23 protein-coding genes are annotated in these 23373 nt (G+C 70.0%); 7 read left to right on the top strand and 16 right to left on the bottom strand.

The window, feature by feature from the left end; genetic code table 11:
• Positions 1-5: 5 nt before the first annotated feature.
• The 13 genes from ftsH to AC0IW9_RS10550 all read right to left on the bottom strand — a co-directional run bounded on the left by ftsH (position 6) and on the right by AC0IW9_RS10550 (position 12046).
• Complete coding sequence (gene ftsH, locus AC0IW9_RS10610) at positions 6-1931, bottom strand: ATP-dependent zinc metalloprotease FtsH (RefSeq protein ID WP_471648206.1); 1926 nt, start codon at positions 1929-1931, stop codon at positions 6-8.
• 30 nt (positions 1932-1961) lie between these two features.
• Positions 1962-3284 carry a tRNA lysidine(34) synthetase TilS gene (gene tilS, locus AC0IW9_RS10605; RefSeq protein WP_471648205.1) on the bottom strand — a complete coding sequence of 441 codons (1323 nt, stop codon included), beginning with the start codon at positions 3282-3284 and terminating at the stop codon, positions 1962-1964.
• A 46-nt stretch (positions 3285-3330) separates the two neighbouring features.
• Positions 3331-4194, bottom strand: a complete 864-nt coding sequence (locus tag AC0IW9_RS10600) for a tol-pal system YbgF family protein (protein WP_471648204.1) — start codon at positions 4192-4194, stop codon at positions 3331-3333.
• Positions 4195-4341: 147 nt separating this feature from the next.
• Positions 4342-4818: a peptidoglycan-associated lipoprotein Pal gene (gene pal, locus AC0IW9_RS10595; protein ID WP_471648324.1), complete on the bottom strand. Its 477-nt coding sequence runs from the start codon at positions 4816-4818 to the stop codon at positions 4342-4344.
• Positions 4819-5026: 208 nt separating this feature from the next.
• Positions 5027-6400, bottom strand: coding sequence for a Tol-Pal system beta propeller repeat protein TolB (tolB, locus tag AC0IW9_RS10590; protein ID WP_471648203.1), 1374 nt, complete (start codon positions 6398-6400; stop codon positions 5027-5029).
• A gap of 41 nt (positions 6401-6441) precedes the next feature.
• Positions 6442-7239: a hypothetical protein gene (locus AC0IW9_RS10585; RefSeq protein ID WP_471648202.1), complete on the bottom strand. Its 798-nt coding sequence runs from the start codon at positions 7237-7239 to the stop codon at positions 6442-6444.
• A gap of 31 nt (positions 7240-7270) precedes the next feature.
• Positions 7271-7804, bottom strand: a complete 534-nt coding sequence (gene tolR / locus AC0IW9_RS10580; protein ID WP_471648201.1) for a protein TolR — start codon at positions 7802-7804, stop codon at positions 7271-7273.
• A 4-nt stretch (positions 7805-7808) separates the two neighbouring features.
• Entirely contained in the window at positions 7809-8579 is a 771-nt protein-coding gene (gene tolQ / locus AC0IW9_RS10575; protein ID WP_471648200.1) for a protein TolQ, read from the bottom strand.
• Between the two features lie 2 nt (positions 8580-8581).
• Positions 8582-9025 (bottom strand): tol-pal system-associated acyl-CoA thioesterase, encoded by a 444-nt coding sequence (gene ybgC, locus AC0IW9_RS10570; RefSeq protein ID WP_471648199.1) that lies wholly within the window; start codon positions 9023-9025, stop codon positions 8582-8584.
• The gene (ruvB, locus tag AC0IW9_RS10565; RefSeq protein ID WP_471648323.1) at positions 9022-10053 is read right to left on the bottom strand and encodes a Holliday junction branch migration DNA helicase RuvB; all 1032 of its coding nucleotides are present in this window, start codon (positions 10051-10053) and stop codon (positions 9022-9024) included. The genes ybgC and ruvB overlap by 4 nt, the downstream gene beginning before the upstream one ends.
• Before the next feature lie 38 nt (positions 10054-10091).
• On the bottom strand, positions 10092-10697 hold the full coding sequence (gene ruvA / locus AC0IW9_RS10560) for a Holliday junction branch migration protein RuvA (protein ID WP_471648198.1): 606 nt from the start codon (positions 10695-10697) through the stop codon (positions 10092-10094).
• 70 nt (positions 10698-10767) lie between these two features.
• The gene (gene ruvC, locus AC0IW9_RS10555; protein WP_471648197.1) at positions 10768-11283 is read right to left on the bottom strand and encodes a crossover junction endodeoxyribonuclease RuvC; all 516 of its coding nucleotides are present in this window, start codon (positions 11281-11283) and stop codon (positions 10768-10770) included.
• A 13-nt stretch (positions 11284-11296) separates the two neighbouring features.
• A complete protein-coding gene (locus tag AC0IW9_RS10550) occupies positions 11297-12046 on the bottom strand; it encodes a YebC/PmpR family DNA-binding transcriptional regulator (protein ID WP_471648196.1) in 750 nt (249 codons plus the stop codon).
• Positions 12047-12245: 199 nt separating this feature from the next.
• On the opposite strand from AC0IW9_RS10550, the gene AC0IW9_RS10545 reads away from it, so the two are divergent.
• Positions 12246-12878, top strand: coding sequence for an MSMEG_1061 family FMN-dependent PPOX-type flavoprotein (locus tag AC0IW9_RS10545; RefSeq protein ID WP_471648195.1), 633 nt, complete (start codon positions 12246-12248; stop codon positions 12876-12878).
• A 37-nt stretch (positions 12879-12915) separates the two neighbouring features.
• On the opposite strand, the gene AC0IW9_RS10540 is transcribed toward AC0IW9_RS10545, so the two are convergent.
• Positions 12916-13116: a hypothetical protein gene (locus AC0IW9_RS10540; RefSeq protein WP_471648194.1), complete on the bottom strand. Its 201-nt coding sequence runs from the start codon at positions 13114-13116 to the stop codon at positions 12916-12918.
• Between the two features lie 82 nt (positions 13117-13198).
• Positions 13199-14512 (bottom strand): nucleotide sugar dehydrogenase, encoded by a 1314-nt coding sequence (locus tag AC0IW9_RS10535; protein WP_471648193.1) that lies wholly within the window; start codon positions 14510-14512, stop codon positions 13199-13201.
• Positions 14513-14722: 210 nt separating this feature from the next.
• Here AC0IW9_RS10535 and AC0IW9_RS10530 point away from each other — a divergent pair, with 210 nt between their 5' ends.
• Both AC0IW9_RS10530 and AC0IW9_RS10525 read left to right on the top strand, forming a co-directional pair.
• Positions 14723-15724 carry an NAD-dependent epimerase/dehydratase family protein gene (locus tag AC0IW9_RS10530; protein WP_471648192.1) on the top strand — a complete coding sequence of 334 codons (1002 nt, stop codon included), beginning with the start codon at positions 14723-14725 and terminating at the stop codon, positions 15722-15724.
• Positions 15725-15742: 18 nt separating this feature from the next.
• Positions 15743-16522, top strand: coding sequence for a class I SAM-dependent methyltransferase (locus AC0IW9_RS10525; RefSeq protein ID WP_471648191.1), 780 nt, complete (start codon positions 15743-15745; stop codon positions 16520-16522).
• Between the two features lie 71 nt (positions 16523-16593).
• Here AC0IW9_RS10525 and AC0IW9_RS10520 read toward each other — a convergent pair whose 3' ends face one another.
• The gene (locus tag AC0IW9_RS10520) at positions 16594-17841 is read right to left on the bottom strand and encodes a calcium-binding protein (protein WP_471648190.1); all 1248 of its coding nucleotides are present in this window, start codon (positions 17839-17841) and stop codon (positions 16594-16596) included.
• A gap of 449 nt (positions 17842-18290) precedes the next feature.
• Here AC0IW9_RS10520 and AC0IW9_RS10515 point away from each other — a divergent pair, with 449 nt between their 5' ends.
• From AC0IW9_RS10515 to AC0IW9_RS10500, 4 genes are all read left to right on the top strand, one after another.
• Entirely contained in the window at positions 18291-19070 is a 780-nt protein-coding gene (locus tag AC0IW9_RS10515; RefSeq protein ID WP_471648189.1) for a calcium-binding protein, read from the top strand.
• Positions 19071-19131: 61 nt separating this feature from the next.
• Positions 19132-21351: a glycosyltransferase family 2 protein gene (locus AC0IW9_RS10510; RefSeq protein WP_471648188.1), complete on the top strand. Its 2220-nt coding sequence runs from the start codon at positions 19132-19134 to the stop codon at positions 21349-21351.
• A gap of 5 nt (positions 21352-21356) precedes the next feature.
• The gene (locus tag AC0IW9_RS10505) at positions 21357-22601 is read left to right on the top strand and encodes a glycosyltransferase family 4 protein (protein WP_471648187.1); all 1245 of its coding nucleotides are present in this window, start codon (positions 21357-21359) and stop codon (positions 22599-22601) included.
• 31 nt (positions 22602-22632) lie between these two features.
• Positions 22633-23355 carry a hypothetical protein gene (locus tag AC0IW9_RS10500; RefSeq protein WP_471648186.1) on the top strand — a complete coding sequence of 241 codons (723 nt, stop codon included), beginning with the start codon at positions 22633-22635 and terminating at the stop codon, positions 23353-23355.
• The last annotated feature ends 18 nt before the right edge of the window (positions 23356-23373 follow it).

The following is a 23373-nucleotide window of genomic DNA, read 5'->3' as shown; positions in this document are numbered from 1 at the left end:
TCGGCTCAGGCACCCGGCGCGGGCGCCGGGTTGAGGCCGCCGGGGCTAGGCCGCGAGGGCCGGCCGCTGGTCGGCACGCTGCCGCGGCCCTGCGGCACCGGCTCATCCGGCCGGTTCCGCACGATGGGCTCGCCACGGATGATCAGCTTGATCTCGTCGCCGCTGATCGTCTCGTGCTCCAGCAGGCCCTTGGCCAGCAGGTGCAGCTCGTCGATGTTCTCCGACAGGATCTGCTTCGAGCGGGCATAGGCCTCGTCGATGATCCGGCGGATCTCGCCATCGATCTGCCGCGCCGTTTCCTCGGACAGGTTCTTCGACTGGGTGACGCTATGGCCCAGGAAGACCTCCTGGCTGTTCTCGCCATAGGCGATCATGCCGAGCTTCTCGGACATGCCCCATTCGGTGACCATCATCCGGGTCTGGTTGGTCGCCATCTTGATGTCGCCCGAGGCGCCGTTCGAGACCTTGTCCGGTCCGAAGATCAGCTCCTCGGCGACACGGCCACCCATGGCCATGGCCAGCTCGGACAGCAGCTTCGACTTGTGCTTGGAATAGCGGTCGCCCTCGGGCAGCGACATCACCAGGCCCAGCGCACGGCCGCGCGGGATGATGGTCGCCTTATGGACGGGGTCGCATTCCGGCAGCTTCATCGCGCAGAGCGCATGGCCGGCCTCGTGATAGGCGGTCATCCGCTTCTCGTCGTCGGACATGACCAGCGACCGGCGCTCGGCGCCCATCATGACCTTGTCCTTGGCCGCCTCGAACTCATGCATGCCCACCGTCCGGCGCCCGGTGCGGGCCGCCAGCAGCGCCGCCTCGTTCACCAGGTTCGCCAGGTCGGCACCGGAGAAGCCGGGAGTGCCGCGGGCGATCGTCTTGGGGTCGACGTCGGAGGCCAGCGGCACCTTCCGCATATGGACGCGGAGGATCTTCTCCCGGCCCATCACATCGGGGTTCGGCACCACCACCTGCCGGTCGAAGCGGCCGGGGCGCAGCAGCGCCGGGTCCAGCACGTCCGGCCGGTTGGTCGCGGCGATGATGATCACGCCCTCGTTCGATTCGAAGCCGTCCATCTCGACCAGCATCTGGTTGAGGGTCTGCTCCCGCTCGTCGTTGCCGCCGCCCAGGCCGGCGCCGCGATGCCGGCCGACGGCGTCGATCTCGTCGATGAAGATGATGCAGGGGGCATTCTTCTTGCCCTGCTCGAACATGTCACGCACCCGGCTGGCGCCGACGCCGACGAACATCTCGACGAAGTCGGAGCCCGAGATGGTGAAGAAGGGCACGTTCGCCTCGCCGGCGATGGAGCGCGCCAGCAGGGTCTTGCCGGTACCCGGCGGGCCGACCAGCAAGCAGCCCTTCGGGATCTTGCCGCCGAGGCGCTGGAACTTCTGCGGATCCCGCAGGAATTCCACGATCTCCTCGAGCTCCGATTTTGCCTCCTCGATGCCGGCCACGTCCTCGAAGGTGATGCGACCCTGCTTCTCGGTCAGCAGCTTCGCCTTGGACTTGCCGAAGCCCATGGCCCGGCCGCCGCCCGACTGCATCTGCCGCATGAAGAAGACCCAGACGCCGATCAGCAGCAGCATCGGGAACCAGCTGAGCAGGTAGTGCAGCAGCGGGTTGACGTCGGACTCCTCCGGCCGGGCGACGACGCGCACGCCCTTCTCGGTCAGCCGGCCGACCAGGTTCGGATCATCCGGCGTATAGCTCTGGAAGGTCCGGCCATCGGTCAGGGTGCCGGTGACGGTCTTGCCCTGGATGACGACGTCCCGGACATGTCCGGCGCCGACCTCGTTCAGGAATTCCGAATAGGCGACCTGCTGGGCCCCCCGTTGTCCCGTGGTACCGGGCTGGAACAGGTTGAACAGCGCCACCAAGAGCAGGGCCACAATGACCCAGAGCGCCAAATTGCGGCCGAAATTGTTCACCGATACGTATCCTGTTCCCGCCACGGCCCCCTACCGGGCCATGGTGCCTCGGGCACGACGTCCCGAGGCCAGCATCCCACAAGATAGGGACGCCAACCCCGGCCGTGAATGCCCCAGATGCTTCGTGACCGTGCTGTCTGCGGAAAAGGCTTCCGAAACCGCATCCCCAGCCGGGGCGAACACTGTCCTGAAGGCCATACAGTGCCCGACCTCAGGATAATCCAAGGCGGGGACGGCCACCAGCACGCCATTGTATCGGATTGCCGACAAGGTCGAGAGCACCGCCGCAGGCAGCCCCGGCGCCCTCCGGCGCAGCCGTGCCGCATCGGCAGCCCCCAGCGGTCCCAGCTCATGCCCCGCCGCCCCCGGGCCCAGCAGGCGGAACCGCCCGTCCCAGACCGCACCGCGCACCGCCGGCACGGGCGGGGCCAGCCCCGCCATCTCCCGCAACAGCCGCCAGCGGCCACGCGGCCCGGGGCGCAGCCAGGCGCCGGCCAGGGTGCCGGCCCCCTGCCGCCGCAGCGCTGCCGCCGCGGCCCGGGGCGGCGCGAAGCCGGCCCCGCCGATCGCCCGCAGCAGCGCCGCCAGCGCCGTATCCGCCACGGCATCCTCGCCGAGCATCAGCGGATCCACCTCGGCATAGCCCTCCGGCAGCAGCCGGGCGCAGGCGGCCAGCCTCGTGGCCACCGCCGCCGCCAGCCGGGCCCGGCGCCGGGCGAAGGCTGCGGCGGCCTCGGCCAGGGCCGCCGTGGCGGGGCCGGTCCCGCCGGGCTCGCCCAGGGCATCCCGCAGCCGGGCCCGGGCGAATCGATGGTCGCCATTGCTCGGGTCCCGCACCGGGGCCAGGCCGGCGGCGGCGACCACCGCCTCCAGCCGCGCCGGCGGCACATCCAGTAAGGGGCGCAGCACCAGCGCGGCCGGGGCCATGCGCAGCGGCGCCATGGCCGCCAGCCCGGCCGGGCCGCTGCCGCGCAGAGCCCGGAACAGCAGGGTCTCCGCCTGGTCACCGCGTTGATGGCCGAGCAGCAGCCAGGGCCGCCCCGCCGCGGCGCAGGCCGCCAGCAGCGCCGCATGGCGGGCCGCCCGCGCCCGGTCCTGCAGGCCCGGCCCCGCCGCGAGGCCCAGCGGCAGCACCCGAACCGCGATCCCCCGCGCCGTCAGCAAAGCCGCCACCCCGGCGGCCTCCGCGGCGCTTTCCGCCCGCAGCCCGTGCTCGGCCACCAATGCCAGCAACGAGCCGCCACGCGCCCGCGCCCAGGCCCCGGCCAGCAGCGCCAGGGCCAGACTGTCGGGACCGCCGGAGACACCGGCGGCCATATGCGGGGCGGGGCCGAAAGGCCCCAGCGGCCGCATCAGCGCCGCGAACTCAGCCTCGGTAAGCGGCCCAACCAGCGTCGGTTCAGCGGCAGCCGGCGCGGCGCCGGCTCTCGGCCGAACGCTCCGCCAGCGGCCCGCGCAGGTTGGGGAAATTGCTGCGGAGGTCGTCGAGCGTCTCGCAGGCCTCCCGCTTGCTGTTCAGGCTGGTGAAGGCCCCGGCCAGGCCGAGCAGCGCCTCGGGCGCGCGCGGCCCGGTCCGGCCGCGGGTATAGGCATCGTTATAGGCCAGGGCGGCGCCGGCGAAGTCGCGCTTGCCGTTCAAGGCATCGCCCAGCAGCAGCTGCGCATCGGTGGCCCGCGGGCTGCCGCGCACCGCCAAAGCCTCGCGCGCCGCGGCCTCGGCAGCGGGATAGTCGCGCCGGCTCAGCGCGGCCTGGCCATCGGCGATGGCGCGTTCCGGCGTCCGGGCGGCGGCAGGTGCCGCCGCGGTCGGGGCGGGTGCCGCCGGCGGTGGCGCGGGACGGGACGGCGCCGCCGCGGGCGAACCGGAACGGCCGCCCTGGCCTTCCATCTGCTGGAAGCGGTAGTCCATGTCGCCCTGCAGCTTCTCGACGGTCTGCGCCAGGGTGCGGCCGCGGTATTCGGCCTCCTCCAGCCGGCCCCGCAGCCGCCGGACCTCCTCCTCCAGCGCCGTGACGCGGTCGAGCAGCGCGCCCACCATCTCGCCCTGCGGCGCGCCGCCACCGGCGCGCGGCGCCACACTGGGCGCCGGCCCGCCGAGCGCGGAACCGCCACGGCGTGCCTGGTCCAGCTCCTGGCGGAGCTGCAGGATCTGGTTCTGCAGATAGATCCCCTCACGGCTTTCCGCCTGTGCCAGCGCCGGCCGGGAGGCGGCGGGCAGCAGCAGCGGCGCGGTCAGGATCAGGGCGGCGAGCGCACGGCGCATAGTGGGCCTCCGGTGGGGCTCATCGCATCAGGAAGGAAAGGCAAGGAAGGCGACGGATGACCGCATGGCGAAAGCCCGATGGTCATCCATGGTTCCACGAAACCCGTTCCATCGCGCCACGCAGGGCATGGCGCGATGGCGGCAGGCCTAGCGGACGACGGTGACGGCGCGGCGGTTCTGCGCCCAGGCATCCTCGGAGGAGCCCAGCGCGGCCGGGCGGTCCTTGCCGTAGGAGATGGTGGCGATGCGGGCCCCGGCTGTGCCGCTGGCGACCAGCACGTCGCGCGCCGAATTGGCGCGGCGCTGGCCGAGCGCCAGGTTGTACTCGCGCGTGCCGCGCTCATCGGCATGGCCTTCGAGCTGCACCGTCACCGCCGGGTAGCGGGCGAGCCAGGCGGCCTGGCGCTCGAGGATGCTGCGCTGGTCGGTGCGGATGGAGGACTCGTCGGTATCGAAGAAGACGCGGTCGCCGACATTGGCGACGAGGTCTTCCTGGCTGCCCGGGCGCGGGCCGGCCGAGGTATTCGCGGCGGCGCCGGCGCCGGTCGCGGCATTCTCGGTCTTCGATTCGCAGGCGGCGAGCAGGGCGAGCGCGGCGACCGCACCCAGCATCTTGGTATTCAGCATCATGTTGTCCTTCATCCTTCCGATCGGCACAGCGCGACACCGCGGAAACCCGCCGCGGCGGTTACAACCAGCGCGTTAGAGGGTCAAGGAAAACGGGCGCCAGTATGGCAACATTGGCGCCGGGAAATGCATCCTTTGCAATGCTGAGCTTGCACGCGGCAGAAACCTTTAAACTTGTTTCAACGTGTTTCCGCCGCATACAGCATCACGCCAGCAATGGCGACCAGGCCGGATCGGAGGCATCGGTCGAGGTCAGGATCTGCCGCTCGTTGAAGCCGGCGATGTCGATGCTGGACAGCCGCGCGGAATAGCCGCCACCGCGCGCATCGCGGGCCGGCGTCTCGCGGAAATACATCATCACCCGGCCGTTCGGCGCGAAGGTCGGCCCCTCCATGCCCCAGCCCTCGGACAGGATGCGCTCGCCCGAGCCATCCGGCCGCATCACGCCGATGGCGAATTGGCCGGAGGAGATGCGGGTGAAGGCGATCAGGTCGCCCCGCGGCGACCAGACCGGCGTCGCATAGCGGCCACGGCCGAAGGAGATGCGGCGGATGCCGCCGCCGCCCGCATCCATGACGTAGAGCTGCTGGTCGCCGCCGCGGTCCGAGTTGAAGACGATCTGCGAACCATCCGGCGAGAAGCAGGGCGAGACATCCAGCCCACCGCCCGAGGTGAGCTGCCTTTCGCGCCGGCTGCCGAGATCGACGACGTAGATATTCGCGTCGTTGCCGCGCGTGGAGGAGAGGATGACGCTGCGCCCATCCGGGCTGAAGCGCGGCGAAAGCGTCATGCCGGCGAAGACGCCGAGCACTTCCTGCCGCCCGGTATCCAAGTTGAAAAGATAGACCCGCGGCTCGTTGCGGGCATAGGACATGAAGGCGATCTGTTGCGCATTCGGATGGAAGCGCGGCGTCAGCGCGGCGCTGCTGCCATCGGTCAGGAAGCGCTGGTTCTCGCCATCCTGGTCCATGATCGCCAGCCGCCGCGTGCGGCGGTCGCGCGGCCCGGTCTCCGCCACATAGACGACGCGGGTATCGAAGTACCCCTTCTCGCCCAGCAGCCGCTCATAGATCACGTCGGAGATCAGATGCGCGATGCGCCGCCAATTGGCGCCCGGGGCGGTGAAGGCGGTGCCCTGGATCTGCGCTTCCGGCAGCACGTCCCACAACCGGAATTCGACGCGCAGCCGGTCGCCGGAAATCTCGGCCCGGCCGGTCGTCAGCGCCTGGGCGCCGATGACGCGCCAGTCCTGGAAGCGCGGCGTCTGTGCCGCCGCCTCCGCCGTCTGGATGAAGGCGGCGCGATCCACCGGACGGAACAATCCGGAATTGCGCAGGTTGGTCAGCACCACCCGGGCGATGTCGCGGCCGATGCGCTGCGCATCCGCCGAACCACCCGCGAAATCCGGGATGGCGATGGGGATGGGATCGGTCCGCGCCTTGGTGATGTCCACCACGGAACTTGGCCCCTGGGCCCAGGCCGGCAGGCCGGTCAGCAGCGGCAGGCCGAGGGCCATGCCGCCGAACAGCGCCGCGCGGCGCGACAGGAAGCGGGCGTCAGCCCCGTCGTCTCGGATCATGCGGCAAATCCTCCTGCCATCGGCTACCACGGCAAGGCGCGTCAGCGCAGCCCGAGGTCGCGTGGATTGAAGCGGAAAACGGTATCGCGCAATGCCGCCAGTCGTTCGCGCGGCAGCGGCAAGGGGTTGCATTTCGGATCGAGCAGGGCGCGCCGCGCCGCCTCATAGACCGCCCGCGCGCGCGGCTCGGTCGGCACCGAGCCATTCGGCCTGACGTTGCGCACGGTACCGCCGGCATCAACCTCGACGCGGAACTCGACGATGACGTTCTGGATGCCGACGGCACCGCCATCGACGCTCCAGCATTCGCTGATCTTGTCGGCGAGGCCGGCCTTCTCGCCGGCGCTGAGGTTGGCGGTGCCGGTCGGCGTGCCGCCGCCCTGCTGCGGCGCCCCGGGCGTCGGGCGCGGCTGGCCACGCGGCGCCTCGTTCGAGGCCTGCTGCGCCGCGCGCAGCCGGTCCAGCGTGTTCTGCACGCTGGTGCTGCGTTCCTGCGGCCGCGAGACCGACGGCGTCTGGCCGGTGCCGGCCTCGCGGCTCGGCGGCGGCGGCGGCGGCGGTGGCGGGGCCGGCGGCGTCGGAATCTGCTCGCGCACCGGCTCGGGGGCCGGCGGCTCCGGCCGTGGCGGCTGCGGCACCGTGCTGGGCGCGGCCACCGGCGCGGCGCGCTCCCCCTGGGCCTGCTGCGGCGGCAGCGCGGCGACCAGCTCCACCGCGATCGCCTGCTCCTTCGGCTCCTCGAGCGGCCGCGGCAGGCCGAAGACCAGCCCGAGTATCAGGGCAGCGACGTGCAATGCCGCCGAGACCAGCCCCCAGAATCGCAACCCCCTGACTTGCATGTCCGCGCCCCCGCGCGTCCCCCTTACTCGGCTAGCGTGCTGGGCTGCGCGGCGTCGCGGGCTGGGCCGCCGGCGAGGCCGGCCTCGTAGCCGGACGGGGCGCCGTGGTCGGCGCCCGACCCGGCGGCTGCTCGGCCAGCAGCGCCACCTTGCTGAAGCCGCCGGCGCTGATGGTCCCCATGACCTCCATCACCCGGCCGTAGCTGATCGCCTTGTCGCCGCGGACGAAGATGCGGCGCTCCTGCGCGTTGGCTCCCTGCGCGGCTTCCCCGGCGATCGCCTGCAGCTGCGTCACCAGGCCCTCCAGCGGCACCTCGGTCTCCTGCAGGAAGATCTTGCCCTCGGGATTGACCGAGATGGTGATCGGCTCGTTGTCCTGGTTCAGCGCGCTCGCCTGGGTCTTCGGCAGGTCCACCGGCACGCCCACGGTCATCAGCGGCGCGGCGACCATGAAGATGATCAGCAGCACCAGCATCACGTCGACCAGCGGGGTGACGTTGATCTCGGCCATCGGCCGGTAGCGCCGGCCGCGCCCGCCGCGGGCGCCGTTCAGGGACGCGGCCACCGGCCTATTCCGCGACCGGCGCGGTGGTGCGGGCCTCGGCGGCGCCCGAGGCTCCGGTCACCGCGCTTTCCGACTGCCGCGACAGGATGGCGCCGAACTCGGCGGCGAAGCCTTCCAGCCGCCCGGCGAAGCGGGCGAGGTCGGAGCTGATCTTGTTGTAGGCCAGCACCGCCGGGATGGCCGCGACCAGGCCGATGGCGGTGGCGAACAACGCCTCCGCGATGCCCGGCGCCACCACGGCGAGGTTGGTGTTCTGCATGCCGGCGATGGCGGCGAAGCTGTTCATGATGCCCCAGACCGTGCCGAACAGCCCGATGAAGGGCCCGACCGAACCGACCGAGGCGAGGAAGATCATCCAGCGCTCCATCCGGTCCATCTCGCGCTGCACGGTCACGTTCATGCTGCGGTCGATGCGCTCCTTCAGCCCGGCGGCGACGAGGTCGGAACCCGCCAGCCGCTGCGCGCTGCGGCGCCATTCCCGCATCGCGGCGGCGAAGACCGCGGCCATGGGATGCGTCGGCTGCTCGCCTTCCTTGCGGAACAGGTCATCGAGGCTGCCGCCCGACCAGAAGCTGTCCTCGAAGGCATCGGCGGCCCTGTTGGCGCGGCGGATGCTCGTCAGCTTCTCGAAGACGATGGCCCAGACCCAGACGGAGGCGAGCAGCAGCCCGACCATCACCAGCTTGACCACCCAGTCGGCCTGGAGGAACAGGCCCCAGAGGGACAGGTCGTGCAATGCGCCACCCAGGTCCGTTGCCGTCACGCTGCGGTCCACCGCTACTCTCCCTTTTCCATCGAACCGGGCGCGCCGCTCAGGGCGCTGCGCCAGGGTTCGGGTATCCGCTTCGGCCGCAACCCGTGCCGATCCACGCAAGCCAGCTCCACCCGCAGCGCCGCGAGCGTCACCGCGCCCTGGACCATCCGCTGGTCCAGCACGAGGGTGACGCCTTTCACCGCGATGACCCGCGTCTCGACGACCAAGGCGTCATCGAGCCGGGCGGGGCGCCAATACTCTACTTCGATGCGCCGCACCACGAGTATCGAATCGTGACGTTCCATCATCAGGGAATGCGGCAAGCCCATGTCGCGCAAGGATTCCGTCCGCGCCCGCTCCGCCCAGCGGAGATAGGTCGCGTGATAGGCCATCCCCCCCGCATCGGTATCCTCGAAGTAGACGCGGATGGGAAAGCCATGCGCCGGAGAATCGGGGGCGGTCCTCACGGCAGCAGCAGGTCCGGCTGGACGACGAAGCCCGCCGGCGGCGTCATGCCGAGGTGGCGCCAGCCCGGCTCGCCCAGCATCCGCCCGCGTGGCGTGCGCAGGATGAGCCCCTCCTGGATCAGGTAGGGCTCGATGACATCCTCGATCGTGTCGCGGCTCTCGGCCAGCGCGGCGGCCAGCGTCTCCACCCCGACCGGCCCGCCGTTGTGGTGCTCGGCGATGCGGCGGAGGTAGCGGCGGTCCATGGCATCGAGGCCCATGCGGTCCACCTCCAGCCGGGCCAGCGCCCCATCCACCATGGCCCGGTCGGCGACAACCTTGCCCACCAGCGCGAAGTCGCGCACCCGGCGCAGCAGCCTGCCGGCGATGCGCGGCGTCCCGCGCGAGCGGTTGGCGATCTCGAGCGCCCCCGCCTCGGCCAGCTCGAAGCCCAGCTTCTGCGCGCCGCGGCGGACGATCAGCAGCAGCTCCTCCGGCGTGTAAAATTGCAGCCGCAGCGGAATGCCGAAGCGGTCGCGCAGCGGCGTCGCCAGCAGCCCGGCCCGGGTCGTCGCGCCGACCAGGGTGAAGGGCGGCAGGTCGATCCGCACGGTGCGCGCCGCCGGCCCCTCGCCGATGATGAGGTCGAGCTGGAAATCCTCCATCGCCGGATAGAGGGTTTCCTCCAGCGCCGGCTGCAGCCGGTGGATCTCGTCGACGAAGAGCACGTCGCGCGGCTGCAGGTTGGTCAGGATGGCCGCGAGGTCGCCGGCCCGCTGGAGGATCGGCCCGCTGGTCGCGCGGAAGCCGACGCCCAGCTCCCGCGCCACGATCTGCGCCAGGGTGGTCTTGCCGAGGCCGGGCGGGCCGTGCAGCAGCACATGGTCCAGCGCCTCGCCCCGGGTGCGGGCGGCCTCGATGAAGATTCCCAGATTCTCCCGCAGCGATTGCTGGCCGGTGAAATCGGCCAGCACCTGCGGCCGCAGGGTCGCCTCGGCGGCATCCTCGTCGGTGCGGACCGGCGTGGTGATGCGGTCGTCCGCTTCCATCTCGGGCGGCGGCGGCGGTGGTCGGCGACGGCTCCCGCTCATCGCGCCAGCTCCTTCAGGCTATCGCGGATCAGCCCCTCGAGCCCGGCATCCTCGCCCAGCCGGCCCTTGGCACGGTTGACCGCCGCCTGGGCCTCCGGCCGCTTCCAGCCGAGGTTGATCAAGGCGGAGACCGCATCCGCCGCCGCGCCCGGCAGCGGCAGCACGCTGTCGCTGACGGCAATCCCACTCGGCGCCTGGATGCCGCCGGCCCATTCACGCAGCTCGGTCACCAGCCGGTCAGCCAGCTTGGCGCCCACGCCATTGGCCTGGCGCAGCCCGGTCCGGTCGGCCCGGCGCACCGCCTCCGCCAGATCTTCCGGCGTGAAGGCCGAGAGGATATCCAGCGCCAGCTTGGTACCGACGCCCTGGACGGAGCCCAGCTTGCGGAAGGTATCGCGCTCCCCGACCGTGGCGAAGCCGACCAGCACGATCGCGTCCTGGCGTACCTGCGTCTCGACCAGCACTTTCGCCAGTCCCTGCACGTCGCGCAGCCGGTCCAGGGTCTTGGTCGAACAGGACAAAAGGTAGCCTACGCCATTCACGTCGAGGATGCAGCCGCCGTCCTGTACCCCGTCCAGCTTGCCGGTTAGTTTCCCGATCATGCTTCACCCACGATGGCCGGAGGGCGGCACCGCCCGGAGGGCTGACCAAGGGGCTGCTTCGCTGGCGCCGTCATGCCGGCACGTATCCCTTCGCCAGCGCGATCCGCGTCCCGCGGTGATGGGCGTGGCAGATGGCGATGGCCAGCGCATCCGCCGCATCCGAGCGGCGCATGACGGCGCCGGGCAGCAGCCGCTTCACCATGGCCTCCACCTGCACCTTGTCGGCATGGCCGGTGCCGACCACCGCGCGTTTCACTTCCATGGCCTGGTATTCGGCGACGGGAATGCCGGTCAGCGCTGGGGTCAGCAGCACCACGCCGCGCGCCTGGCCGAGCTTCAGCGCCGCCTGGGGGTTCTTGTTGACGTAGGTATGCTCGACCGCCGCCTCGTCCGGCTGCCACTGCTCCAGCAGCAGCAGGATGCCGCGATGCAGGGTGCAGAGCCGTTCGGCCAGGGGCTGGCCGGCATCGGTCGAGATCACCCCATCACCCAGGTGCCGCAGCCGGCTGCCGGCGCTCTCGACCATGCCCCAGCCGGTATGCTGCAGGCCGGGGTCGAGGCCCAGCAGGCGAACCGATCCATGCACCCTCAGGGCACCCTCAGGCCGAGAGCCGCTCGGACACCGCGTCCGAGACCTCGAAATTGGCATAGACGTTCTGCACGTCGTCGCTCTCGTCCAGCCGTTCGATCAGCTTCAGGATCTCCCGCGCCTTGTCCTCGTCCAGGTCGATGCGGACATTGGGCACCCATTCGACCTTGGCGCTCTCCGGACTGCCGAAGGCGGCCTCCAGGCTGTCCCGCACCGCGAAGAAATCCTCCGGCGCACAGGTGACCTCGTGGCCCTCCTCGTCCGATTCGACATCCAACGCGCCGGCCTCGATCGCCGCCTCCAGCATCGCCTCCGCCTTGTCCGTCAGGCCGGGGAACCAGAGGACCCCCTTCCGCTCGAACTGGAAAGCGACCGAATTGCTTTCGCCCAGCGCCCCGCCCGCCTTGGCGAAGGCGCTGCGGATATCGCCGGCGGTGCGGTTGCGGTTGTCGGTCAGGGCCTCGACGATCATGGCGACGCCATAGGGGCCGTAGCCCTCGTAGCGGACCTCCTGATAGTCCTCCCCCTGCCCGGCCAGCGCGGCGCGCTTGACGGCGCGGTCGATGGTATCGCGCGTCATGTTGGAGACGAGCGCCGCCTTCACCGCGGCGCGCAGCCGTGGGTTCATCGCCGGGTCCGGCAGGCCCTGCTTGGCCGAGACGGTGATTTCGCGGATCAGCTTGCCGAAGGCCCGGGCCTTCTTGGCGCCCTGGGCCGCCTTGCGATGCATGATGTTCTTCGCGTGCGAGTGGCCCGCCATGGCCCCAGCCTTCTCCTGATTCTGAGATTCCGCTTGAAGCCGGGCTTATAGCCGCATGAGGCGGCCGACGCCACGGGGTGCTTACGTTGCTCCGCAACGGGGTGCCGATGTTGCTCCGCATGGGATGCCGATGTTGCTCCGCAACGGGGCGCTTGCGATCCGGCCTCGCCGGCTGGCACCCTCCCCTTCCATGGATGCCATGCCCCCGCCAGCCGCCCTGGCCGACCCCTTCGCCGTCGCCACCCTCGACCAGCTCGCCGCGATCTACGATCCGCCGCGGGAGCTGGTGCTGAAGAAGGTGATCCCCCACCTCGAGCCCAAGGCGCTGGCCTTCATCGCCGCCAGTCCCTTCGCCATCCTGGCAACGGTCGGGCCGCAGGGGGTCCACGCCACCCCGCGCGGCGATGCCCCGGGCTTCATCCGCCCGCTGGACGACCGCACCCTGGCCCTGCCGGACCGGCGCGGCAACAACCGGCTGGATGCGCTGCGGGACATCATCGCCAATCCCGCCGTCGCGCTGCTGTTCATGGTGCCCGGCGCCGGCGAGGCGCTGCGGGTCAATGGCCATGCCCGGATCACCGCCGACCCCGCCCTGCGGGAGAGCTTCACCGTGCAGGGCAAGGTCCCCGCCACGGTGGTGCTGGTGACGGTGGAGGAGGTCTACATGCAATGCGCCAAGGCCATCAGCCGGTCCCGCCTTTGGGGAGAGCGGGCCCGACCGGCGGCGGTGCCGAGCATGGGGGAGCTGATCGCCGCCCATACCCGGGGGCTGGTGGATCCCAAGACCTATGACGCGGAGGCGCCGCAGCGGCTGCTGGATACGATGTACTGAGGCAGGCGGCGACCGCCTGGCGGTTCCCGCCCCCCGCTCAGCCGTCCCGGTTCGGCCGCGGCGGCTGCACCTGGTGCTGCGGCGGCGCCACCTTGCGGGCCTCGCCGGCCGCCCGTCGCCGCGCCTTCTCCTCGCCGGAGACCGCATCGCGCAAGGCCCCCTCGTAGCTCAACCCACCGGCGGCACCGCCAAGGATCGAACTGCCGGGCAGGAAGGCAGGCTGGCCGGGCTGTTCCATCGGGACCTCAGCGGGGAATGTCGCGCGAGTGTGCGCCCTATCCCCAGGCTCGGCGATGACAAGTTGGTGAAACGACCCGCACTCAGGCCTTGACGATATGCGGCCCTACCAGTCCCAGCCGGCCGCAGACGTTGCGCGTATCCACCACCAGCGGCACCGCGGCCGCCAGCCCCGCGTAATCCACCCCGTCATGATCGGCGACGATCAAGGCCGCATGGCACTCGGCCAGGGCCGCGGCGGACCAGGCCATGCTCCGCCGCCCCGTCAGGGCGGGATGCTCCGGCAAGGCCGGGATCGCCGCCACCAGCGGATCATGGAAGCGCACGGTGGCGCCCCGCGCCTCCAGCATCTCCATCAGCCGCAGCCCGGGGCTTTCCCGCAGATCCTCGAGGTTGCGCTTGTAGCCGATGCCCAGCACCAGCACCGTGCTGCCGCGCAGCCCCCGTCCCTGCCCGCGGTCCAGCGCCAGGGCCAGCCGGTCCAGCACATGCCGCGGCATGGCGGCATTCACCTCCCCCGCCAGGTCGATGAAGCGGGTTGGCACGCCCAGCGCCCGCGCCTGCCAGCTCAGGTAATGCGGGTCGACCGGGATGCAGTGCCCCCCCAGCCCCGGCCCGGGGAAGAAGGGCATGAAGCCGAAGGGCTTGGTCCGCGCCGCCTCGATCACCTGCCAGACGTCGATGTCCATGGCCTCGAAGACCAGCTTCAGCTCATTCATCAGGGCGATGTTCACCGCCCGGAAGATGTTCTCCGTCAGCTTCGCCGCCTCCGCCACATCGGCCGAGGCGACCGGCACCACCCGGTCGACGAAGGCGCCGTAGAGCGCGACCGCAAGCTGCAGCGAAGCCGGGTCGGCGCCCCCCACCACCCGCGGGATGGTCGCGGTCCGGTAGCCGCCATTGCCGGGGTCCTCCCGCTCCGGCGCATGCGCCAGGAAGAATCCCTCGCCGCAGCGCAGCCCCGTCGCCTCCAGGATCGGCAGCATCAGCCGCCGCGTCGTGCCCGGATAGCTGGTCGATTCGAGAACGATGAGCTGCCCCGGCCGCAGCCGCTGGGCGATCCGTCGCGTCGCCGCCTCCACCGCGCCCAGGTCCGGCTCCCGATGAGGGCCGAGGGGGGTCGGCACGCAGACCAGCACCGCATCCGCTTCCAGCAGCCGATGCCAGGCGGCCGTCACCCGCAGCCGGCCGCTGCGCAGCCCGGTCCGCACCGCATCTGCCGGGACCTGGCGCAAGGGACTTTCGCCACAGGCCAGCTGGTGCAGGCGGTCCTGGTCCTGGTCCAGCCCCAGCACGGTGAAGCCGGCCTCCACCAGCGCCAGCGCCAGCGGCAGGCCGACATAGCCAAGCCCGATGACGGCGATGGTGGCCTGCCGGGAGCGGAATGCGGCAGCCAACGACTCGAGTGGGAAAGGCGTCAGTCCCGGCCCATCCTGGGAAGGCCGCGTGAGCAACGAATCCGGCATGCGTATTCAATGCGATTACGCACTGAATATGTCAACGCAAAAGGAACCGCCGCGTCCACGCCGGACCCGGCCCAATGTTTCCCTGGCCCCGCCAACTGCTCTAGGAGTATCGGCCAACCGCACAACCGATCGGCGCCGCGCATGAAGATCGTCATCACCGGCAGCGCCGGTTTCATCGGTTTCCACCTCGCCCGGCGGATGCTGGCGGCAGGCCACCAGGTCATCGGCATCGATGCCATGGTCCCTTACTACGACGTGCGGCTGAAGGAAGCCCGCCACGCCCTGCTGGCGGATGCCGCGGGCTTCACCCCGCTGCTCTTCGACCTCGCGGAACCCGGCCGCATCGCCGCGGTGCTGGCGGCGGAGACGCCCGACGTGGTCGTGCATCTCGCCGCCCAGGCCGGCGTCCGCTACGCGCTGGAACATCCGGAAAGCTACATCCACAACAACGTGCTGGCGACCTATACGCTGCTCGAGGCCTGCAAGGCGCAGCCGGTCGGCCACCTGCTGATGGCCTCCACCAGCTCCGCCTATGGCGCCAATACCGCCATGCCCTTCCGGGAGACGGATGCGGTCGCCACGCCGCTGAACATCTATGCCGCGACCAAGATGGCCTGCGAGACGATGGGCCATAGCTATGCCCATCTCTGGCACCAGCCCATCACCATGTTCCGCTTCTTCACGGTCTATGGCCCCTGGGGCCGGCCGGACATGGCCTTCTTCAAATTCACCGATGCCATCCTGCGCGGCCGGACCATCGACATCTACAACCACGGCCGGATGGAGCGCGACTTCACCTATGTGGACGACCTGGTGGAGGCCATCGACCGGCTGATCCCCTGCATCCCCGCCGCGGGCCAGGCCGTGGCACCCTGCGATTCGATCAGCCCCGTCGCCCCCTTCCGCGTGGTGAACATCGGCAATGCCCAGCCGGTGCAGCTGCTCGACTTCATCGCCGAGCTCGAGCGCGCCTGTGGCCGTCCCGCCATCCGCAATCTCATGGCCATGCAGCCGGGCGAGGTGCTGAAGACCTGGGCCGATGGCAGCCTGCTGAAGGCGCTGACCGGCTATGGCCCGAGCACCGGCATCGCCGCCGGCATCGCCGAATTCGTCACCTGGTTCAGGGCCTATCACCGCCTCTGAAGCCCACGGGAGTCCGGCATGAGCCGCAAGCTGCACAGCGTCGCCAGCTATGAGCAATGGGTCGACTACCTGCTGAAGCACTACCCGGAGGAGCAGGCCCTCTCCATCGCCGTCGGCGGCAACTACGAGGATATCGGCGTCTACGAACATGCGCTGCTGCGGACGCATGGGCTGCAGCCCGACCAATGCGTGGTCGACGTCGGCTGCGGCTCGGGCCGGCTCGCCTGGCAGCTCCGCCGCTACCCCGGGCTGCGCTACATCGGCACGGATCCGGTGCCGGCGCTGGTCGACTATGCCCGGCGGAAGGTGGACCGGCCCGACTTCCAATTCCTGGTAGAGAAGGAGAATCGGCTGCCGGTCGAGCCGGGCACGGCCGACCTCGTCGTCTTCTTCTCCGTCCTCACGCATCTGCTGCACGAGGAATCCTATGCCTATCTCGACTCCGCGCGGGAAGCGCTGAAGCCGGGCGGGCGGGTGATCTTCTCCTTCCTGGAATTCGCGGTGCCGGTGAACTGGCCGATCTTCCAGAACTGCGTCGGCTGGGCCCGCAGCAACGGCAATGCCGGGCACCTCAATGTCTTCCTCCACCGTGCCGACCTGCGGGTCTGGGCGGAGAAGCTCGGCTTCAACGTCGTCGCCATGCTCTATGGCGATGGACCGATCGTCGCCGTGGATGCCGAGGCGGCGACGGACCGGGTGCCGGCCGGCAGCTATCCGCTCGGCCAGTCGCTCTGCGTGCTGCGCAAGCCGCTGCCGGGCGAGGCGGTGGCGCCGGCACTGGTCCCGCGCGAGGCCTGAATTGCGCAGGGGCCGAGCATCGCTGCCCGGCCCCTGCAGCGGTCCGGGGGCCTCGCGGCCCCCGTCCCGGCTCAGTAGAAGATGACGTCGTTGGCGAAGCTGAAGCCGGTGGCGTCGCTGATGAAGGTGATGGACGAAGTCCCGACGGTCACCGTCAGGTCGCCGCCCGCCAGGTTGAAGTTCGCCGCGGTCACCGAACCGGTGGCGAAGGAGAGCTTGTCCGTCCCGACCTCGAAGTCGAAGATGATGTCGGCGCCGAAGTTGGCGCCGAACTGGAACACGTCCGCACCGTCGCCGCCGGTCAGCAGGTCGTCGCCCGCACCGCCGATGAGGGTGTCGTTGCCGCCGCCGCCGTTCAGCTCATCGCCATTGGCGCCGCCGTCCAGCAGGTTGTCGGCAGCATTGCCGGTCAGCACATCGGCGCCGAAGCCGGTGCGGATGCCCTCGATCGAGATCAGATGGAGATCGAAGGCCGGGCTGTCCGGGGCGGAAAGGTCGATGCTGAAGCCGATCTGGTAGTTGCCCAGGTCGAGGATGTCGAAGCCGGCGCCGCCATCGATGGTCCCGGCGGTCAGGGTGAAGACGTCATTATAGGCAGTGCCGATCAGCTTCTCGATGCCGTCGAAGTAGGTCGTGCCGGTGATCGCCGTGCTGGTCGCCGAGAATGCGTTGACCACGACACCCGCGGTCAGGTTGGCAAAGCTCAGCGTATCGATGCCGGTGCCGCCGAAGATGACATCCGTACCGCTGGAGTAGATCAGGTCGTCACCGGCGCCGGCGACGAGCCAGTTGTTGCCCGAGCCGCCGTCGATCGTCTGGGCGCCGTCGCCGCAGACGACCGAGTCGTTGCCGCTGCCGGCATTGATCGTGGCAGCCCCGGACGCGATGAGGATGGTGTCGTTGCCGCCGCCGGCGGTAATGCTGTCGGCACCACCAGTGGAGACGATATAGTCGTCGCCGTCACCGGCCAAGATCGTGTCCGCGCCAATGCCGACGATGAACGTGTCGCCGATGGCATCGGCATTGGCGATGATGCTGACGGGGCCGCTTGCGGTGTAGCTGTAGACGGCGTCGGCGCCGGTGCCGACGTCGATCGTGCTGAACTGGCCCGCGGTCGTGATGAAATCGGACGCGAAGTAGAAGGTGTCGTTGCCGGCGCCGCCGGACAGGGACACGGTCCCGGTCCAGCCGCCGAGTACGGCGAAGATGTCGTCGCTGCCGTCGCCGACCAGCGTCGCGTTGCCGGGGTACCCAAGGAATGTGGCCATCGAGGCGTCTCCGCTGATCCAAAGCGAACGGGCGACGCCCCTGCGGGACACCCCATTCAACCGATACCAGCCAGCTTATACGGTGTTCACAACCGCTGGTGAAGCAGTCAGGTCGTCTCAATTTGTACTGAAGATCATGGCACCGCCTGGAAACCGCCGTTCATATCCTGATAATGGTTCTTTTCACACGAACATGTGATAATCTTACCGGGCATGCTTCGTGGAACCTTTTCGATTTCACTGCAATCGAGCCGGAAAGTGGCCGTCAGGCCGGATGTCCGGATCCGGAGCGGCTTCCCTTACCCCCCCGGCCGGGTGGGTGTAATGACTTGTCTCGGGCACTGCCTCCAGATTGACCACAACGCAACCGCTGGTTAAAGATCACCTTCATTGGAAGGCGCCTTTTCGGTGCCCGAACCGTCGACGGGGTGTAGGCCATGGCAGATTTTGCTTCGATCGCAGGAGGGTCGCCTATCCCCCTCTCCGGTATTCCTTCGAATGTGGACGCTTTCTACCATATCGAGACCGGCGGTCTGTTTCTCGACCGTAGCGACGCGACCGGCCACACCCAGGTCGATGCCTCCCTCGCCAGTGGCGGCATCGCCTACAAGGGCAGCGCACTCAGCGATGAGTCGAACTTCAGCTTCCAGGGCAGCGCTTTCAGCGACACCGTGAACGGCGGTGCCGGCGCCGACAGCGTCTCCGCCGGTGAGGGCAACAACTACATCCTCGGCGGCGACGGCGACGACTCCGTCACGGCCGGCGCCGGCAACGACACGATCATCGGCGGCGGTGGCGACGACGCCATCTTCGGCGGCGACGGCAACAACAACCTCCAGGGCGGTGACGGCAACGACACGCTCATTGGCGGCATCGGCGCCGACAGCATCTCGGGCGGTTCGGGCAACGACAGCCTCTGGGGCGGCGCTGGCAATGACACGCTTTCGGGCGGCGACGGCGACGACAGGCTGGTTGGCGGCATCGGCAACGACATGCTGATCGGTGGCGCAGGCGCCGACACCTTCGCCTATGGCGCCGGCTTCGGTGGCAACGACACGATCGTCGGCTTCACCTACGGTGCGGATATGGTCGAGATCAAGGCGGGCATGGGCGGCCTTACCTCGCTCAGCGGCTTCGACGGCGTCACCAACAAGATCGAAGTCGTCGGCAGCAGCGTGAAGGTCACGATCGGCGCCGACACCATCCTGATCAAGGGCATCGCCGGCGTCAGCGCCGCCGACCTGGCGAACAACCCGGAAGCCTGGATCAAGATCGTCTAGTTCGGATTGGCTCAAGACACCGGAAACCTTTAACCGTTACCCGTGTCTCGTGAAGACGGGGGTGAGGCTTCTGGATACCTTCGGGCATACGCCGGCGATATCACAGAATATCGCCGGCAGCGCGGCTGCCGCATTTCTCCTGCTCTCACCGGGCATCGTCATGCTCGGCCTGCAAGGCGGCATAGCCGGCATCGATGTCGGCAGCGCCTCGCTTGCCTCGGACCACGGTCCGGTCGAACCCCCGATGTCCTGGCTGCAGGTGCCCGGCACGGATCCTGCGCTGTCCCTGCTCATTGCCCGGGCCCAGCCCGGCCTCGCCGCCGGCACCACCCTCACCGTCACCGATGAGCTGGGCGGCATCGCCCGCCTCGATCTGCATGCCATCGGCGATGTCCGGGACTTGCTGGCCAGCCAGCCGCCGGCCGTCATCCTGCGGATCACCGGCTTCATCGCCGCCCGGGCGCTCGGCATGTTTCGCCGGCCGGAAGATGCGGCCCTGGCCGGCTTCTGCCGCAACCTTGCCTCGCTCGGTAAATCCGCCGACCGCGTCGCCACCCCCATTGCCCGCTGTGGGGAGGATACGCTGGTCTGGTCGCTGCCCCGCGGCCTTGCCTCCGCACCGGCCACCTCCCTGGTCATCGGCCGTCACCGCATCCGCCAGGCCAGCCATGCCGCCGGCGCCATGGTGCTGGCCGACCGACGCTTCGAGGATGGCTACCTGCTTCCGGCCGCCGGGGAAGGCCCGATCCACCTCGCCCCGCACCAGGGCCACCTGCCCACCCTGGCCGAGCTCGCCCGCCGCCCGGAGGCGCCCAGCAAGGCGCTTTACCGCAGCGCCACGCATGAACTGGCCCGCCGCGCGACCGAGGACGAGGCCTGCCGCCGGCTGCTGCGTGACCACCAGCTCCTCGCCCCCGCCCAGGCCTTCAGCCAGGTCGCCGAGCCGGAGGAGCCCTTCGGCGGCGCGCTCGAGCTGGCGGTGGACGACCATGGCGGCGGGCTCTTCCTGCGCGGCTGGCTGCGGGACCCGCTGGGGCTGATCGGCCAGCTCTCCCTCGCCGGCAATTTCGGCGAACAGCCGCTGCCCACCAGCCTGCTCACCCGCTTCCCGCGGCCGGACCTGGTGAAGAAATACGCCGATGCGCCGCATGGCAGCCCCGGCATCCGCGCCGGCTTCGTCGCCCATCTGCCGCAGGGGGCCATCAAGCCCTCGGCGCAATGGCGCCTGCGCATCCGGCTGACCACCGGGGATCAGGTGACCCTGGTCGCCCCCGCCGCCATCACCAGCCCGCTGCTGGCGCGGGACCGCATCCTCAGCGCCATCGCGCCCTCCCATGTCACGCCGGACATCCTGTCCCGCTGCATCGCCCTGCCGGTCGAGCGGCTGCACCAGCGGGTCATGGCGGCACGCCAGGCGCCGGAGGTCATCCGCATCGGCACGCCGGCGGCATCCCCGGTCATCAGCCTGATCATCCCGATCTACCGCAACGTCCACTACCTGCGGCACCAGCTCTCCGCCCTCGCCCGCGACCCCGCCCTGCGGGAGGCGGAGGTGATCTACGTGCTCGACAGCCCCGAGCAGCGGGAGGAGCTCGAGCACATGCTGCGCGGCTACCACGGCATCAACCACATGCCGGTGACGCTGGTCGTGCAGCCGAACAACTATGGCTACGGCAGCGCCTGCAACGCCGGCGCGGCGGAGGCCCGGGCGCCGGTGCTGCTGCTGCTGAACTCGGATGTGGTGCCGGCCGCACGCGGCTGGCTGCAGCCCCTGCTGGGCGCCCTGGCCGCCGCGCCGCAGCTCGCGGCAGTGGGGCCGAAGCTGCTATTCGCCAACAACTCCCTGCAGCACGCCGGCCTCTACTTCGAACAGCCGGACAACGGGGATTGGCACAACAGCCACTATTTCAAGGGCCTGCCCCGCTATTTTCCGGCCGCGCTGCAGGCCCGCGAAGTGCCCGGCATCACCGGCGCCGCCTTCTGCGTCCGCCGCGCCGCCTATGCCGCGGTCGGCGGCATCTCCACCGATTACGTCGTCGGCGACTACGAGGATTCGGATCTCTGCCTGCGGCTGCGGGCGGATGGCGGCGGCATCGGCTATGTCCCGGGCGCCGAATTGTATCACTTCGAACGCCAGTCGATCAATCTGCACACCGGCTATACCCGCACCCTGGCCGCGACCTACAACCGCGGCCTGCATCATCGGCGCTGGGCCACGGACATGGCCGCCCTGATGGCGCGGCCCTGGCCCGCGGGCACGCTGCCAGCCGGACAAGGCTGAAGCCGATGCGCGTCCTTTTCCTGTGTCACAACCACCCCGGCCTGCAGGCCGGCGGAACGGAAGTCTTCGCCCGCAACCTGTTCCGCGCATTGCGGGACCGGCACGGGGTGGCGGGGCTCTTCCTCGCCGCCGTCACCAGCACCCACCGGGAATGGCTGCCCGGCACCATGGTGCAGTCGATCGGCGATGCCACGGATGAGCTGCTGGTCTGGCTCGACCACTTCGACCGTTTCTTCCTGTCCCAGCCCGATACCTATGGCCTGCTGTCGATCGCCCCGCTGGTCGAGCAGCTGGACCCCGACATCGTCCATGTGCACCACGCCCTGCAACTGGGCGTCGAGACCCTGGACCTGATCCGCCGCCTCGCACCGCGGGCCCGCTTCGTCTTCACCGCGCATGATTTCTTCCCGCTCTGCGCCCAGGAAGGCCAACTGCTCACCACCGATGGCCGGCTCTGCACCGGGCCGACGCTGGATGGCTGCCTGCGCTGCTTCCCCGGCCGCCCGGCCGGGGACCTGGTCATGCGGGACCTGCAGATGCGCGACGTGCTGGCGGATTTCGCCCGCGTCCTGGTGCCCAGCGAATTCGCCCTCGGCCGCTACCTGGCGGCGGGCTGGCCAGGCGGCCGCTTCAGCGTCATGCCGAATGGCGTCCCTGCCCTGCCGCCGGTGCCGCATCGCCCGGCCTCGGACGGGCGGCGGGACCGCTTCGGCTTCTTCGGCCATATCAACCGCTTCAAAGGCAGCCTCATGCTGCTGCGCGCCTCGCGCCGCCTCAGCGAGGCCGGGGTGGCGCACCGGGTCGGGCTGCATGGCGGCGCCGCCTATCAGTCCGAAACCTTCATGGCCGAATTCAACGCCGACCTGGCCGCTGCCCCCGATGCCGCCTCGCGCGGCGCCTATACGCCGGAGGAACTGCCGGCGCTCATGGAACAGGTGGATTGGGTCGTCATTCCCTCGATCTGGTGGGAGAATGCGCCCCTGGTCGTCCAGGAAGCCTTCCGCCACCGCCGCCCGGTCATCTGCAGCGGCATCGGCGGCACGGCCGAGATGGTCCGCGACGGCATCGACGGCCTGCATGCACCGGTGAAGGATCCCCTGGGCCTCGCCGAGGTCATGCGCCGGGCGATCGAGACACCAGGCCTCTGGGATGAACTCGTCGCCGGCATCGTCCCGCCTACCACGGTGGAGCAGGCCGCCCTGGCGCATCTGGAACTCTATCAAGCTGCAATGGCGGAGGTCGCGGTTTAAGATGCAGCCCCTGGCCAGGAAACCGAGCCCCATGGACGCCGATGCCCTGTTGTCCGAAGCCCCCGCCGCCCCGGTCCCCGCCACCGCAGTCGAACCGTCGGACGTCCGCGGGCTGATCGACAATGCCACCGCCGACCGCCTGTATGGCTGGGCCTGGGACGCCGCACACCCGGGCTACCGGGTGAAGGTGGAACTGCGCCTCGCCGGGGAAGTCGTGGCGACCACCGTGGCCGACTATGCCCGCCCCGACCTGGCCAAGCACGGCATCGGCGATGGCTGCCATGCCTTCGAATTTCCGCTGCTGCGCCAGTGGTTCCGCCAGCTGCGGGACCTCAGCGCCGTGGCCTATGGCAAGGACGGCCATGAATTCCTGGTGCCGGTGCATGCCCGGAACCAGGACGACATGCTGGTCCCGGCGCAGGCGACCGCGCAGCTGAAGAATGCCGCCGAAGCGCTGATGGCCGAACACCAGAGCGTCCGGCGCGAGATCGAGGAGTTGCGCCAGCGCAGCGCCCAGTTGCCGGACGTCAGCGCCGTCGAGTCCATCGCCAAGGCTGGGCAGGACCTGCAACGCCGGCTCGATGCGCTGGAGCTCTGGATCACCCGGCTGGACGGCAGGCTGGCCGAACTGGCCACGCCGCCGGCGCCCAGGGATCGCGGCAGGATCGACATCTGGCAGGCCCTGCTCTTCGGGATCCTGCTGGTGGCGCTCACCGCCGCCACGGCGGTCGTCTACTTCCGGCAAGGTCTCTGATCCGCCATGGCGCAGGCC

Source organism: Belnapia sp. AC561 (assembly GCF_979252845.1).
The sequence above is the reverse complement of the archived record's forward strand: the minus strand, read 5'-3'. Positions and strand labels throughout refer to the sequence as shown.